The 15,333-nt window shown below is 60.7% G+C and carries 13 protein-coding genes and 1 pseudogene; 5 read left to right on the forward strand and 9 right to left on the reverse strand.

Annotated features, from left to right (window positions below):
- The 7 genes and pseudogenes from QMM04_RS07295 to QMM04_RS07325 form a co-directional block, all read right to left on the reverse strand.
- Positions 1–929 (reverse strand): annotated as a pseudogene (locus QMM04_RS07295) (conjugal transfer protein TraG N-terminal domain-containing protein); the annotation flags it as partial.
- A gap of 68 nt (positions 930–997) precedes the next feature.
- A complete protein-coding gene (locus QMM04_RS07300) occupies positions 998–3,058 on the reverse strand; it encodes a pyridoxamine 5'-phosphate oxidase family protein (protein WP_275026445.1) in 2,061 nt (686 codons plus the stop codon).
- A 14-nt stretch (positions 3,059–3,072) separates the two neighbouring features.
- A complete protein-coding gene (locus tag QMM04_RS07305; protein ID WP_058759678.1) occupies positions 3,073–3,684 on the reverse strand; it encodes a glutathione S-transferase in 612 nt (203 codons plus the stop codon).
- A gap of 162 nt (positions 3,685–3,846) precedes the next feature.
- The gene (celB, locus tag QMM04_RS07310; RefSeq protein ID WP_275026443.1) at positions 3,847–5,202 is read right to left on the reverse strand and encodes a PTS cellobiose transporter subunit IIC; all 1,356 of its coding nucleotides are present in this window, start codon (positions 5,200–5,202) and stop codon (positions 3,847–3,849) included.
- 153 nt (positions 5,203–5,355) lie between these two features.
- Complete coding sequence (locus QMM04_RS07315) at positions 5,356–6,663, reverse strand: 6-phospho-beta-glucosidase (protein ID WP_104188061.1); 1,308 nt, start codon at positions 6,661–6,663, stop codon at positions 5,356–5,358.
- Positions 6,656–7,000, reverse strand: coding sequence for a PTS lactose/cellobiose transporter subunit IIA (locus tag QMM04_RS07320; protein WP_223815702.1), 345 nt, complete (start codon positions 6,998–7,000; stop codon positions 6,656–6,658). The genes QMM04_RS07315 and QMM04_RS07320 overlap by 8 nt, the downstream gene beginning before the upstream one ends.
- A gap of 59 nt (positions 7,001–7,059) precedes the next feature.
- Positions 7,060–7,368, reverse strand: a complete 309-nt coding sequence (locus tag QMM04_RS07325) for a PTS sugar transporter subunit IIB (RefSeq protein ID WP_031279718.1) — start codon at positions 7,366–7,368, stop codon at positions 7,060–7,062.
- Positions 7,369–7,656: 288 nt separating this feature from the next.
- On the opposite strand from QMM04_RS07325, the gene QMM04_RS07330 reads away from it, so the two are divergent.
- Positions 7,657–8,601: a MurR/RpiR family transcriptional regulator gene (locus QMM04_RS07330; protein WP_282995918.1), complete on the forward strand. Its 945-nt coding sequence runs from the start codon at positions 7,657–7,659 to the stop codon at positions 8,599–8,601.
- Positions 8,602–8,617: 16 nt separating this feature from the next.
- Here QMM04_RS07330 and QMM04_RS07335 read toward each other — a convergent pair whose 3' ends face one another.
- Together QMM04_RS07335 and QMM04_RS07340 are read right to left on the reverse strand one after the other, a co-directional pair.
- Positions 8,618–9,706 (reverse strand): tartrate dehydrogenase, encoded by a 1,089-nt coding sequence (locus tag QMM04_RS07335; RefSeq protein ID WP_282995919.1) that lies wholly within the window; start codon positions 9,704–9,706, stop codon positions 8,618–8,620.
- Positions 9,707–9,722: 16 nt separating this feature from the next.
- Positions 9,723–11,033 (reverse strand): MFS transporter, encoded by a 1,311-nt coding sequence (locus tag QMM04_RS07340; RefSeq protein WP_211726704.1) that lies wholly within the window; start codon positions 11,031–11,033, stop codon positions 9,723–9,725.
- 130 nt (positions 11,034–11,163) lie between these two features.
- Here QMM04_RS07340 and QMM04_RS07345 point away from each other — a divergent pair, with 130 nt between their 5' ends.
- The 4 genes from QMM04_RS07345 to QMM04_RS07360 all read left to right on the forward strand — a co-directional run bounded on the left by QMM04_RS07345 (position 11,164) and on the right by QMM04_RS07360 (position 15,326).
- The gene (locus QMM04_RS07345) at positions 11,164–12,072 is read left to right on the forward strand and encodes a LysR family transcriptional regulator (protein ID WP_031279716.1); all 909 of its coding nucleotides are present in this window, start codon (positions 11,164–11,166) and stop codon (positions 12,070–12,072) included.
- 118 nt (positions 12,073–12,190) lie between these two features.
- Positions 12,191–12,736 carry a helix-turn-helix domain-containing protein gene (locus QMM04_RS07350; RefSeq protein ID WP_058780409.1) on the forward strand — a complete coding sequence of 182 codons (546 nt, stop codon included), beginning with the start codon at positions 12,191–12,193 and terminating at the stop codon, positions 12,734–12,736.
- Positions 12,733–13,773: an HlyD family secretion protein gene (locus QMM04_RS07355; RefSeq protein WP_059012177.1), complete on the forward strand. Its 1,041-nt coding sequence runs from the start codon at positions 12,733–12,735 to the stop codon at positions 13,771–13,773. Before QMM04_RS07350 ends, QMM04_RS07355 begins: the two co-directional genes overlap by 4 nt.
- Entirely contained in the window at positions 13,770–15,326 is a 1,557-nt protein-coding gene (locus QMM04_RS07360) for a DHA2 family efflux MFS transporter permease subunit (RefSeq protein WP_059012174.1), read from the forward strand. The genes QMM04_RS07355 and QMM04_RS07360 overlap by 4 nt, the downstream gene beginning before the upstream one ends.
- The last annotated feature ends 7 nt before the right edge of the window (positions 15,327–15,333 follow it).

Below are 15,333 nucleotides of genomic sequence, written 5' to 3' on the forward strand. Positions count from 1 at the left end.
GAATGTAGTTGAAGATAAACATCAGCACGCCCCACAAAAAGGCCAACTCTGATCCCAGCCCAGCCAAACGCCGCCATCCACAACGCGGTCAGCACAATAAACATCGCCCCATAACAAAGTTCATAATAAAATCATCAGAGCTGTTCTGGAACCCAGCAGCATTCCTGCGGCTATGCGTATCAGAACTATAAAGCGCTTCCATCAACCAGCTGTCCAGCCAACGCGCCAGTTCCCACCAGAACGTCAGAAAATTAAGCGCGAACACCACAAAGCTGACAGTAATAACGGTTTTGAACTCATAACTGCCGAACGCCAATATCAATGGAAGCATCACATATATCGCCATCAACAATAATGCCTGCACCATCGGTAATGCCTGGCGCATAGCATCAAACGCTGGGAACGCAGCCAAACTTATCCAATGACATTCCCGTAATACCGCCAATGCGGCTGGCGGTGTTATCCAGCGTGAAATCAACATTTCCGCCATAACCGGCTTAGGTTCGACCATTCTCAGAAACGGTCAAACTCTCCGGGCTCACCAGGCGGCGAACAATGCTCTCTTTATGTTCAGCGTTATCTTTGCCCATCATTTTTAATGCTGCTGACATACATAGCCACATTCCCTGCGATGCCTGATCGACCACTCGCGCCTCAAGGCCGGTATCGCCGCTTGACCACCATTCGCGGCAGGTTGGATAACCACCGCGACCGGAGTCTGGTCTGCCGCTGTCGCGGCTTTCGTTCCACCAGAATGAGGTGTGCGGTGTCTTGGATTGCAGCTGATCATAATAGCCGCTGCCGTTCAAGGAGGTGCTGCTGCCCAGCCATTCAACATCGCGAAGCGCGTCTTCTTCTTTAGTTTGTCCCTGATCCTGTTGTTTCTAAAGGTAAAGCGCTAGCGCATAGCAATCATTGGTAAAGTCTTGCGGAAGCGTGAGTTAAGTGCCGTTCGTACCCGTAGCCAGTTTGAATGCATACCCCGAGGGCACTCACCTCACAACGCCAGCTGCACTGCCGCGTCCCCGTCTTCGACTTGCGCCGGCACCGCGCAGCAGAGCAGCACCTCATCCTGCGCCAGCGTGATGTCTGGCCGGGAAGGGTAAGTCACCGCACCTTTCACCAGTTTTGTCTTACAGCTGCCGCAATGTCCGGCGCGACAGCTGTAAGCCGGGCTCAGGCCGCGCGCTTCGGCCAGCTCCAGTAGCGTGCCGGACTGCGGCGTCCAGCGCGCTTCTTTCAGCGACTCTGTAAACACCACCGGCACCGCTTCGGTCGCCACCGGCGGCAGCGCGGCGGGCGCTGGCGCATCCTCCTGCTGACGCTGCAGCGACGACGGACCAAACGCTTCGGCGTGAATACGCGCGTCGGCAATATTCAGGCCGCGCAGTCCGTCATACATTGCCTGGGTAAATGACGGCGGGCCGCACAGATAGAAGTCGTAATCGTTGAAGGGCAGCACCTGCGACAGCAGCGCCATATCGATGCGTCCGGCAACGTCGTAATCCACGCCCGCTTCGGCTGCACCCGGCTGGCTCAGCACCCGCACCAGTTTCAACGCACCTTCGCTGGCTGCCAGCAGCGCATCGATCTCACGCGCAAACGGGCGTTCGGCCAGGTTACGCGCCGACTGCAGCAAATACACCGGGCGCATCCGGCGTTTGCGTCGGCCTTCATAAATCAGGTGACGCAGCATCGCCAGCAGCGGCGTGATGCCGACGCCCGCTGCCAGCAGCACCGCTGGCCGCGTTTCGTGTGCATCAATAGTGAAGTCACCGGCCGGTGCGCGCACCTCCAGCCGATCGCCGACGCGCAGAGCATCGTGCAGATACTGTGATACGGCACCTTCACGCTTCACGCTGATGCGGTAATAACCATCCGACGGCGCAACTGACAACGTATATTGCCGAATCAGTGGTTTAGTGCTGCCCGGCAGCGTCAGGCGGATCGGCAGATGCTGGCCCGCCAGATGCGGCAGCACGCCAGCGCCATCATCCGGCATAAGATGAAACGAGCGAATCTGCGCGCTCTCCTCGACGATCCGCGTGATGCGGAATGGTCGCCACTGCGCCGCCAGCTGCTGCGCCTGCAGGCGTTTGCTGGCGGACGGCCAGTCACCGGTCATCAGCGAGGCGGGCGATACGCCGTCTGGCTGATCGGCCCAGCGCAGGGCGAGGGCCGCGCGCCGGCGCACGATGCGGCGCGCGCTAAAGCGCCACAGCCGCTCGGCACCCTGAAAGGCCACGATTTCGGCGGAATCGGTTATCACCGTGGCATCGCCGCTCATTTGTAATACATCGCCGCTGGCGTAGTCGATAAACAGCAGCCCGGCCTTGCCGTTGAGCACGATATTGCCGAGGGTGGAGAAGAACAGGTTGCCGTTGAAGTCCGGAATGGTCAGCACATCATCGGCAGCGATGCGCACAAAACCGGCTTTGCCGCCGCGATGCGAAACGTCCACCTGCCGGCGCGCCTGGTCGGCATAGGTGGTGACATAAAACGTATCTGCCTGCCGGATGGCGGCGCGCGCGGCGTCATCCAGCGCGCTGAGCGTCTCAACTTCGCCCTGATAAGCCCTGCCGGGCGCATGGTCGAAGCGGAAATCGCGCAGCTGAATATAGCGCGGGCAGTTGCCGAAGCTCTGGTCAACCTGCACGCGCAGGCCGCCGCCAATCGCCGTCAGCACGCCATTCATGCGGTTGCGCCGCCGCGTGTGCAGCTCGATGCCGAGCAGGCCCACCGGTGCGCCATCGGTCATCCCGGCGGCCGCCGGATCGCTGGCGTCAGGGCGGGCCGCGATATCCAGCGTGGTGGCGTTGGGCGAGAAGATAAAACCGGGCTGGCCTTCCAGCAGCGTGGCCCAGGCATCACCCTGTGCATCAACGCTGCCGGCAACGATAAACGGCAGCTGCGCGTAAAAGTCACGATGCTGATCGGGCATGTAATCGCGAATCACGCGCTGCCCGACATCGGCCATACGTTCCGCCACCCCCGCCTGCTGCTGCAGCGCAATTTCACCGTCATGCCATACCGGCAGCGTAATCAGTTTCTCGCCCATGATGCTGGCTCCTGTCAGGCGCGCAGGCCGGCGGCGGTCTGCGGAAAAGGCACAAAGCCGGGCAGCGCTTCAATCCGACGCAGCAGCTGGTTCACCGCAGGGTAACCGGACATCTCGACATTGCCTTCCGGGGCACCGGCCAGGTAGCTATATAAAGCGATGTCAGCAATGGTGGGATGGTCGCCCACCAGCCACTCACGCTGGCTGAGATGGCTTTCCAGCCGTGAAAGAATCAGATGCGCGCGCGCCAGCACCTCTTCAGCATTAAATTTGGCGCCAAATACGGTAATCAGGCGCGCCGCCGCGGGGCCGTAAGCCAGTTCACCGGCCGCTACCGACAGCCAGCGCTGCACCTGGGCGGCACCCAGCGCATCTTCCGGCAGCCAGTCACTGCGGTTAAATTTCTTCGCCAGGTACACCAGAATGGCGTTGGAATCCGCGATGTAAACGCCTTCGTCTTCCAGCACCGGCACCTGACCGAACGGGTTGATGGCGAGAAACGCCGGGGTTTTATGTTCGCCGCCAGGCAGGTCGACTTCGACCGTTTCATGCGCTATGCCGAGCAGTGACAGCGCCAGCAGTGCGCGGTGAGCGTGGCCGGAGAGCGCTAAATTGTACAGTTTCATCATGCGATTCCTCAGGTAGTGGCCGGGGTGATCCCGAGCCGTGGCCTAAGGTTCGCACAGCCGTATTGCTGGCAGAATAGCCAGATCTGCGAAGTCATTATTGCAAAAAGTGGAAGGATGCGGCCGGGTGCGCAGCAGAGCGCACCCGGCAGAGGAAGTGGTTCAGGAAGGCACGACGGCACTACTGCTGGCGGCCTTCGCCTGCTGTTCATTCTGCTGCTCTTCGCGCAGCTTCAGGCGATCCCACACGCGGAAAAATGGATAGTAGACCACCAGCGAAATCGTCAGGTTGACCACCTGCAACACCGTGCCGGAGATATGGCCGCCGGTGGCGAGATAGCCGCTGACGAAGATCGGCGTGGTAAAGGGCAGGGCGATGCCGGCTGGCGGCGCCACCAGACCGCTGCTCATTGCCGCCCACGAAACAATCACCAGCAGCACTGGCGTCAGGATAAACGGCAGGAACAGGTACGGGTTCATCACCAGCGGAATGCCGAACACCAGCGGCTCGCTGATGTTGAACAGCGCCGCCGGCGCAGCGATTTTCCCCAGCTGTTTCATCTGGCGGCTGCGTGCGCGGATCAGCATAAAGATCACCAGCCCAAGCAGCGCGCCGGTGCCGCCGGGCGCAATCCATAAATCGTAAAACTGCTGGGTAAAGATGTGCGGAATCGGCTGATTATGCTGAAAGGCTTCGAGGTTTTCACTCATGTTCGACAGCCATACCGGCTGAATGAACACCAGTACGATGGCATCGCCGTGCAGGCCGAGCGTCCAAAGAATGCCAATCAGCAGCACCGAGAAAATCATCCCCGGCAGCGTGCCGCCGACGTGGTGCATCGGCAAACCAATCACCGTGGCAATCAGGTTGTTGATGTCGTGGAACGGTGAGGCTTCAACGGCCAGGCGCAGCAGCAGCACCACGGCCAGCACGCAGAAGCCGGGAACCAGCGCGAGGAACGATTTCGCCACCGCCGGCGGCACGCCTTCCGGCATCTTGATCACCAGGTTACGGCTGTGCACAAAGCGGTAGATTTCGGTGGAGAGCAGCGCAATCACAATCGCCACGAACAGGCCCTGACTGCCGATCAGCGAAATCGGCAGCACGCCGGTGACCAGCTGCGCGGGCGCGCCTTCAACCGGGGCGAACAGCGTCTGCTGCGGAATGGTCATCACAAACGCCACCAGCGCCATCGCGCCGCTGGTCAGCGGGTCGAGCGTGCGATATTTCTCCGCCAGCCTGTAAGCGATGCCGAAGCTGGAGATCAGCGCCATGATGTCGTAGGTGGCACGCACCGGATAGAGCAGTTTATTGCGCCAGCTGTCGCCGAACAGGTCGGCCATCAGATGGCCCCACGCCGGGATCGGCAGGTAGGCGAAGATCAGAAAAAAGCTGCCGATCAGCATGAACGGCATGTTGAGAATGATGCCGTCCCGCACGGACAGCACATGCTTCTGCCCGGCCACCTTGAGCGCGGCGGGCAGCACATAACGTTCGATGATATTACGGTTGGACATAGGGCCTCCTCGGGCACAATGGCGCAACAAATTAACAGGTCAATGCGTGTCATTTCGGCGCGGCAGCGGATACCTGCACCCGGCCGTCGCGGCGCAATTTATTGCGCGATGAAGCGCGCCGCGACGGCCTGGGTGCGGTTTGCGACAGGGATATCACGCAAACTGCGGCAGCCACGGTTGATTCAGCGTCAGCACTTCGTCCAGCAGCGCTTCGGCGCTGGCGACATCGCCGACCAGCGGATTGCCGACCAGCGCCAGCAGCGCGGCACCGCGATCGCCGTGCACCGCCGCGTCGATGGTCAATCGCTCGAAGGCTTTGATCTGCTGCGTCAGCCCGTGCATCAGCGGTGGCAGCGCGCCAAACACCAGCGGGTGCGCGCCCTGCGCATCGACCACACAGTTCACTTCCACCACTGCGTCGTCCGGCAGACCGTGAATCGCCCCACGGTTCTGGCAGTTCACCACCAGATTTTGCCCGCTATTGTTATGGATGGCGCTGATGAGCTCAACGGCCACTTCGGAGTAATATGCGCCGCCGCGAAAACTCAGCTGCTCCGGCTTGTGCGTCAGCTGCGGATCGGCATACAGCGTGAACAGCTCGGCTTCCACTTTCATCACCTGTTCGGCGCGCGTTCCGGCCTGGCCGTGCTGCGCTTTCTCCTGCTCTTCGGCCAGCATCTGCGGTGTTTGCCAGTAGTAGCGGTGATACGGGCAGGGAATCGCCTGCAGCGCGCGCAGAAACGCCGGCGACCACGGCATCTCTTTGATGTTATTCATGGTCAGCGCCTGGCCTTCGCACAGCTGTTCGATCACCCCGGCGGTCACGTCCTCGCCGCGGCACAGCACCTGATGCACCCACACCAGATGATTCAGCCCGGCAAAGCGCAGCGCCACCTCGTCAAACGGCGCCTGTAACATGCCGGCGATCATATGGTGCATATTCACCGGCACGTTACACAGGCCGATGATCTTCGCGTTGCTGTAGCGCGCCACGGCTTCGGTAACGATGCCCGCCGGATTGGTGAAGTTGATGATGAAGGCGTCGGGTGCCAGCTGTTCTACTTTGCGCGCAATCTCCAGCATCACCGGAATGGTGCGCAGCGCTTTGGCGAAGCCGCCGACACCGGTGGTTTCCTGGCCGAGACGGCCATACTTCAGGCCCAGCCGTTCATCGGCGGCGCGTGCCGCCAGCTGGCCGACGCGCAGCTGTGTCAGCACAAAGCGCGCACCGCGAATCGCCTCATCCAGCGCGAAATGCACGCTGACCTTAACCTGCTCCAGCCCGTTCTTTTGCAGCATACGGCGCGTGAGATCGGCGATGATCTGTACCTTTTCGCGTCCTGCCGCCACATCCACCAGCGCCAGTTCGGTTACCGGCAGCTGCGCATAACGGTTGATGATTCCCTCCACCAGCTCCGGCGAATAGCTGCTGCCGCCGCCAATGATTGCTATCTTAAGCATCGTTTTCTCCTGCCGTGGTACGGCGATAGAGTTCAATGATTTCGCCCGCTAAATCCTGAATCAGCATGGCGTTCATCAGGTGATCCTGGGCATGAACCAGAATCAGGGTAACCGGCAACCGGCCGCTGCCTTCGTCCAGGCTAATTAGTGCCGTCTGCTGCTGGTGCGCGCTGCTCACGTTTTCCCGCGCCGCCGCCAGCTGCTGCTGTGCCGCCTCAAACTGGCCGGCGCGCGCCAGCCGCAGGGCGCTGAGAGCGGCGCTGCGCGCGGCACCGGCCTGCACCAGCAGCAGCATGATCTCCTCTTCCGGAACCACCATCACGTCATCTTCAGGCATGCAGAATCTCCCACAGCGCAACGCCGTGTGTTATCAGTCAGATTGGGGGAAACGAAGAATCAGGAAGCGCGCAGCGCCAGCGCTTTATCCAGCACCTGTTCGCCGCGCATCATGCCGTAATCCATCATGTCGATAACGGCGACCGCCTTGCCCTGCGGGGCCGCGATGGCGGTGAGGCGGGCAGCTTCAAACTGCACCTGCGGGCCGAGCAGCACCACGTCTGCGTCCGGCAGGATACGTTCGAAATCGGCCACCGGGACGGCCTGAATGTTGATCGCCAGCCCGCGCGCTTGTGCGGCGTGCTGCATTTTATTCACCAGCATGCTGGTAGACATGCCGGCGGCACAGCAAAGAACAATGCGCATAATTTATCCTCCTGTGAATTGACTCCGGCATTTAAGACCTGTCTCGGCCGCACTGTAAATACCCTGCGGCCAGATGATTTTGTGATGAAAGTTATTTAAAGTATTATTTATCAATAGCTTAATTATTAAACTGCCATGAAAATAATTTTCATTGGTGTGATCGGCACGATGATTTTCTGTTACGAGTGCTTTAATCCCAGGAAAATTCAGTGCGCTCAGCTGAAAAAAATCTCACCATGAAAAATATTTTCATGCATCATGAGGGTTCGTTACTGAGGATGTGATGAGCTAATGGATATTGTCTGGCAACTGCAGCAGCAGTCGGCGCGTTTTGATGCGCAGGAATCAAAGCTGGCGCGATTTATTCTGGATAACCTGCACGCCAGCGCGCAGGCCACCATGGAGAGTCTGGCGACGCAGGCGGGTGTCAGCCCGGCTGTACTCCAGCGCTTTGCTGCCTCGGCGGGCTACCGCGATCTGGATGATTTTCTGCACCAGGTGCGCCAGGCCGGCCAGCAGGAAAGTGCGTTTATGACGGTGATTCGTCAGCGGCAGGCTTCGCTCAGCCAGCAGGAGCAGCGGGTGGCGCGCGCCATCCTGCGTGACGCCGCGTTCGCGGCCTCGGCCACCATTGAACAACTGGCCAGCCGGGCGGAAGTCAGTGCGGCGACCATTACCCGCTTTGCCCGTTCGGTCGGCTGCGACGATATTCGCGATCTGCGTATGCGGCTGGCACGCGCCAGCGCCGAACCGGCCAGCGCCAGCCACGGTGCGGTGCCGCAGCTGGTGAGTCTGCATCAGGCGCTGACCCGGCAGTGGCAGCAGCTGGATGACAGCCGCTGGGAGCAGGCGGCACAGGCGCTGCGTCAGGCACGCAGCGTGTTGCTGATCGGTGCCGCCGGCCAGCACACGCCGCTGGTGGCGGAAGTGCAGCAGCGGTTGAGTGAAGCCGGGCTGGCGCTGGCGTGGATCCAGGACGACAACCTGCTGCGCCTGACGCTCAGCCGTTTGCAGCCGGACGATCTGCTGCTGATCCTCGCGCCGGACACCATCAACAGCAGCGTGCTCAGCGCGGTGCATCACGCTCACATCCAGCAGACCCCAGTGATGGCGCTGTGCCCGGCGGCGCTGGATCTCGCCAGCCAGGCCAACTACTGGCTGCCGCTGCCGGATGCAGCACCGGCGCGGCGCTATGGCATCCTGCTGGCGCTGGACCGGCTGGCGGCGGCGCTGTAACACCCCGCCTTTCGACTCAGGCGGTTGCCGCCACCTGAGATTTGACCTCAATAAACTGCACCAGCGCGCGTGTCACGTCAGCGGTGGTGGCGCTGCCGCCGACGTCCGGCGTCAGAATGCCCGCCGCGCATACATGCTCAATGCCCTGCATTATCAGCGCGGCCGCGTTGCGTTCGCCCAGATGTTCCAGCATCTGCACCGCCGTCCAGAAGGTGGCGATCGGGTTAGCGATGCCTTTGCCGGTGATATCAAACGCCGAGCCGTGAATCGGTTCGAACATCGACGGAAAACGCCGCTCCGGATCGATATTGGCAGTCGGCGCGACGCCGAGACTGCCGGCCAGCGCGCCGGCGAGGTCGGAGAGAATATCCGCATGCAGGTTAGTGGCGACAATGGTATCCAGCGATTGCGGGTGCAGCGTCATGCGGTGCGTCATGGCATCCACCAGCATCTTGTCCCACTGCACATCCGGAAACTCCTGCGCCACTTCCGCCGCAATTTCATCCCACATCACCATACCGTGCCGCTGGGCATTGGATTTGGTCACCACCGTCAGCAGTTTGCGCGGCCGCGACTGCGCCAGTTTAAAGGCGTAGCGCATGATACGCGTCACGCCGACGCGGGTGAAGATCGCCACTTCAGTGCCCACCTCTTCTGGCAGGCCGCGGTGCGCACGACCGCCGTTGCCGGAGTATTCCCCTTCCGAGTTCTCGCGCACGATGACCCAGTCAAGATCGCCCGGTCCGCGGTTGCGCAGCGGCGAGGTCACGCCCGGCAGAATTTTGGTAGGCCGCACGTTGGCATACTGATCGAAGCCCTGACAAATCGGCAGGCGCAGCCCCCACAGCGTGATGTGATCCGGCACGTCCGGCGCGCCCACCGCGCCAAAGTAGATGGCATCAAACTGCTTCAGCGTCTGCAGGCCATCTTCCGGCATCATCACGCCGTGCTGTTTGTAGTAGTCCGAGCCCCAGTCAAAGGTCTGCACGTCAAACGTCAGCTGTTCATCGTGCCGCATCAGCTCCTGCAGTACCTCAACGCCAGCCGAAATCACTTCCGGGCCAATACCGTCTGCCGGAATCGCGGCAATTTTGTAGTTACGCATAGTTTTCTCCAGTCAATTAATGGGTATGAGGATGAGGCAGATCGGCGCTTTGCGGTTTTGGCGTGTGCGCGGCGAGAATCAGCACGATGAGTGCGGACAACGCCAGCAGCGCGGCGACGAAATAGAGTCCCCAGGTGTAGCTGCCGGTTTGCTGGCGGATCATGCCAATCATCATCGGGCCGACAAAACCGCCGAGATTGCCGATGGAATTAATGGTGGCGATGCCGGCGGCCGCGGCCGGCCCGCTGAGAAACAGCGTCGGCATGCTCCATAGCGGCGGCTTGGAGGCGCTGATGCCGACCGTGACCAGCGTCAGCGCAATAATCACCGCCAGCAGCGTGCTGACGTTACCGGCATAAATCAGCCCGGCGGCAGCCAGTAAACAGGCGCCAATGACGTGCCAGCTGCGCTCGCCACGACGATCGGAGTGACGCGCCCACAGGATCATGCCAATCACGCCGATCACCGCCGGGAAAGCATTGAGGAAGCCGATTTCCAGCGAGGAGGCGCCGAAGCTGCGGATGATTTGCGGTGACCAGATCCCCAGCGTGTACAGCCCGGCCGACGTGCCGAAGTACACCAGCGCCAGGGCCAGTACGCGCTTGTCCGCCAGCCCGCGCCAGGCGCTGCTGTGGCCGTGCTGCGTCGATCGCGCCTGCTCTTCGGCCTGCATGGTCTCCTGCAGCCAGCGCCGCTCCTCTGCGTTCAGCCATTTAGCCTGCGCCGGACGGTCGGTGAGGAAAAACAGCACCACGATGCCCAGCAGCAACGCCGGAATCGCTTCTAATACGAACATCCACTGCCAGCCGGCGTAGCCCAGCAGACCGTGCATCTCCAGCAGTGCCGCAGAGACCGGCGAGCCGAGCGCGGTAGAGAGCGGGGCGGCGGCCATGAAGATGGCGGTAACCTGCGCGCGCTTCGCCGCCGGGAACCAGTAGCTGAGGTAGAGAATGATGCCAGGGAAGAAACCGGCTTCCGCCACGCCGAGCAGAAAGCGCAGGAGGTAGAAGCTGGTGGTGCCCTGCACCAGCGCCATGCAGCCGGAGACCAATCCCCAGCTGATCATCACGCGGGCGATCCAGATGCGTGCGCCCACTTTGTGCAAAATTAAATTCGACGGGACTTCAAACAGAAAATAGCCGAGGAAAAAGATCCCGGCGCCAAAACCAAATACCGTGGGCGAGAAACCTAAATCCTGATTCATGGTTAACGCGGCAAAACCAATATTGACGCGATCGAGAAAAGCGATGAAATAGAGCAGCATGATGAAGGGCACAATGCGTAACGTCACTTTACGCATCACCCTTTTTTCGAGGTGAGAGTTCATATTAAAGTGCTCCAGATTGTGTAGGGTAGTATTATTTTCTGGTTGTCGAATGCAGTATGCAGGTTTGTATTGCGCGATCATCAGGCGTGGATTATATAAACTATTTGAATAATCGTGCGGTGAGGGAAATGTGGATATAAATCAATTGCGTTGTTTTGTCGCGGTGGGTAAAGAACTGCATTTCGGCCGGGCGGCACAAAGTATGGAAATGATGCCTGCATCACTTTCCCGCTTTATTCGCCTGCTGGAAGAGGATCTCGGCGTGCGCCTGTTAAACCGCTCAACGCGCAATGTTTCATTAACCGCCGAGGGAGCCCTGTTTTTTGACGAAGCGGGAAAACTGATCGATCAGTTTGATGCGCTGGCGCTGCGTTTTAAAGGCGGATTAAAAGATGAACGCCGGACATTACGCATTGGCGCTATCGATAGCGCCGCGCGCGGCTTAGTTCCTGCACTGCTGAATTTATTTGTGCCGCGTCATCCGCTGAGCGATATCCATATTATCGAAGATAAAACCCTTAACCTGATTCCTAAATTAAAATCCGGCTGGCTGGATATGATTATTATCCGCGCGCCGCAGCGCATGGATGCGTCACTGGCGCTGCGTTTTATTACCCGCGAAAGTTGCGTGCTGGCAGTGCCGCTGACGCATCCGCTGGCGGATAAAGCGCAGGTGACGGTGGCGGATTTTCAGCATGAAGCCATGATCATTCCGGACCGCCGCACCCGGCCGCACAGCCACGATCTCACCATCAGCCTGTTTAAGCAGGCCGGCCTGACGCCACATATCGCGCAATATGCCGAAGAGAAGCAAACCATTCTCAGCCTGGTGTCCGCCGGCCTCGGTCTGGCGGTGGTACCAGCCTCTTATCGCACCATGAACAGCGACAGCGTGCGCTATATCGCGCTGACGTTACCTGAGCAGATCAAAGGCTTGCCGCTGAGTATTGCGTGGCAGAAGGGCAACGAAGATCCGCTGTTGCGTGAAATGCTGCGTCTGCTGCATGACCACCGGCAGGAATTGATCGACAGGCTGTGAGGCTGCGCCAGAACGCGCGCTGACGTTCTGTTTATTACTTTCATTCTGCAAGTGACTTGCAAAATGAAAGTTACCCTGCCACAGTATCCCGCATCGACTTCACATCGGGAACTGGCCCATGAAAAACCAACCTCTGTGTAATATGCCGTGCCCTATCGCACGCAGCCTTGGACGCGTCGGCGATGGCTGGAGCATGCTGATCATGCGCGATGCGCTGGCCGGCTTTACCCGCTTTGATGAATTTCAGAAAAGCAGCGGCGTGGCACCTAATATTCTGTCGCGCCGGCTGAAAGAGCTGGTGGAGGATGGATTGCTGGAAAAGGTGTGTTACAGCGACGCTCCGGCACGCTACGAGTACCAGCTCACTGCGGCGGGCCGCGATTTTCGCACGGTAATACTGGCGCTGGCCGAGTGGGGCAGCACCCACTTTTCACCGGAAGGGCGGCAGATGCAGCTGGTTGAAAGCGCCACTCAGCGCCCGGTGACGCCGCAAATGGTCGACAGCGCCACCGGCCAGCCGCTCTCCAGTGACAAATACCAGATGGTGCCAGGCCCGGCGGCCAGCCCGATGATGCACTATCGCCAGCAGTATCTGGCGAGAAAGCGCGCAGGCGATACGGCGCAAAAATTCGCCCCGCAGACGGTGGCCGGGAACGAACCATGAGCCTGACGCGGAAAAAAGCGGCACTGCTGCTGATGCTGGCCTGCGGCGGCGTGGCGCTGGCCGGCTATGGCTATTACTGGTGGCACAGCGCGCGCTTTATGCCTTCGACCGATGATGCTTACGTCGGCGCAGATATCAGTGCGATTTCGGCCAAAGTGTCCGGCTATGTCCAGACCCTGGCGGTGCAGGATAATGCGGCGGTTAAAAAGGGCGACCTGCTGGTGCAGCTGGATAACCGCGACTATCGGGCGGCGGTTGACCGTGCGGCGGGCGAAGTCGCCGCGCAGCAGGCGGCGCTGCAGGATATCGCCGCCACGCGCCAGCTCCAGCTGGCCACCATCGACGGCGCGCGTGCTGCGCTGCTGGCGGCGCAGGCGGTGACGCAGAAAACCACCGCCGACCAGCGCCGCTATGACGCGCTGGTGAGCAGCGCTGCGGTGTCGCAGCAGATTCGCGATCATGCGCAGGCCGATTACCATCAGGCGCTGGCGCAGGAAGGCAAAACCCGTGCCGATCGCGCGGTCGCCGAACGTCAGCTGCAGGTGCTGGATGCGCGTGAGCAGCAGACGCACGCCGCGCTGGCACAGGCGCAGGCCGACCTGGCACTGGCACAGCTCAATCTGGAATACACCGCTATCCGCGCGCCGTTTGATGGCGTAATCGGCAATCGCCGCGCCTGGGCTGGTTCGTATGTCAGCAGCGGCACGCAGCTGCTGTCGCTGGTGCCGGCGCAGGGGCTGTGGATTGACGCCAACTTTAAAGAGAGCCAGCTGGCGCACATGCGGCCAGGCCAGACGGCAACGATTATCGCGGACGTGCTGCCAGGCCGCACCTTCAGCGGGCATGTCGCCAGCCTGTCGCCTGCGACCGGTTCGCGCTTTAGCATTCTGCCGGCGGAAAACGCCACCGGTAACTTCACCAAAATTGTCCAGCGCGTGCCGGTGCGCATTGCGCTGGACGGCGATGCGGCCACGCTCGGGCTGTTGCGTCCGGGACTGTCGGTGACTGTTACCGTCGATGAGCGCAGCGCGCAATGAGCCGCGTGGTCGCCGCGCCGATCGCGCCCGCGCAGATGCCGGTCAGCCGGAAAGTCTTCGCCTTTGCCACCCTGTGCATCGGCATGTTTATCGCGCTGCTGGATATCCAGATTGTCTCAGCTTCGCTGCGCGACATTGGCGGTGGCCTGTCGGCGGGCGATGATGAAACCGTGTGGGTGCAGACCAGCTACCTGATCGCCGAAATCATCATTATTCCGCTCTCCGGCTGGCTGGCCAGCGTGCTGTCTACGCGCTGGCTGTTCGCCGCCTCGGCCTGCGGCTTTACGCTAATGAGCCTGCTGTGCGGCTGGGCGTGGAACATTCAGAGCATGATCGCGTTCCGTGCGCTGCAGGGGCTGGCGGGTGGCTCGATGATCCCGCTGGTGTTCACTACCGCCTTCGCCTTTTTCCAGGGCCGGCAGCGGGTGATTGCTGCCGCGACCGTCGGCGCGCTGGCGTCGCTGGCGCCGACGCTTGGCCCGACCGTTGGCGGCTGGATCACCGATAACTTCAGCTGGCACTGGCTGTTTTTTATCAACATCATTCCCGGTATTTACATCACCATTGCGGTTCCGCTGCTGGTGAACATTGACGCGCCCAACCGCGAACTGCTGCGCGGCGCGGATTATCTCAGCATCGTGCTGCTGGCGCTGGCGCTCGGCTGTCTGGAATATACGCTGGAAGAGGGGCCGCGCTGGGGCTGGTTTGATGATGACACCATTGCCACCACCGGCTGGATTGCGCTGGCGGCGGGCGTGTTGTTTGTGATCCGCACACTGCGGCATGCCAAACCGATTGTCGATTTACGCGCGCTCAAGGACCGCGACTTTAGCCTCGGCTGCTACTTCTCGTTTATGGCGGGCGTAGGGATCTTTGCCACCATTTACCTTACGCCACTGTTTCTCAGCCAGGTGCGCGGCTTCAGCGCACTTGAGACTGGACTGGCGATCTTCTCCACCGGGGTGTTTCAGATTCTGTCGATCCCGCTGTATGCCTGGCTGGCGAACCGCGTCGATCTGCGTATTTTGCTGGCGGCGGGGCTGATCTGTTTTGCGCTGTCGATGCATTTCTTCGTGCCGATTACCCATGACTGGGGGGCGAAGGAGCTGCTGTTTCCGCAGGCATTTCGCGGTATGGCGCAGCAGTTTGCCGTGGCACCGACGGTGACGCTGACGCTGGGCAGTTTGCCACCGGCACGCCTGAAGCTCGCGTCTGGCCTGTTTAATCTGATGCGCAACCTTGGCGGTGCGATTGGTATTGCCCTGTGCGGTACGGTGCTCAACGACCGCACCAACCTGCACTTTAGCCGGCTGGCGGATCATCTCAACAGCGCCAGCCTGACGCTGGGTGATTTTCTGCAGGGGCGCGCTCAGGCGCTGATGGCCAGCGGCCTGAGCCCGGATGCCGCGCATACGGCCGCGCTGCAGTCGCTGGCGGCGCTGACGCTGCGTGAAGCGCGCACCCAGGCCTTTTCCGACGCGTTCTGGCTGATCATGACAGGATTTTTCGTCGCGGCGCTGCTGGTGCCGTTACTGAAAAAGCCGCAAGGGTGAGCGCCAG

It is taken from the genome of Pantoea sp. Pa-EAmG (assembly GCF_030024295.1).
GTDB classification, from domain to species: Bacteria; Pseudomonadota; Gammaproteobacteria; order Enterobacterales; family Enterobacteriaceae; genus Pantoea; species Pantoea dispersa.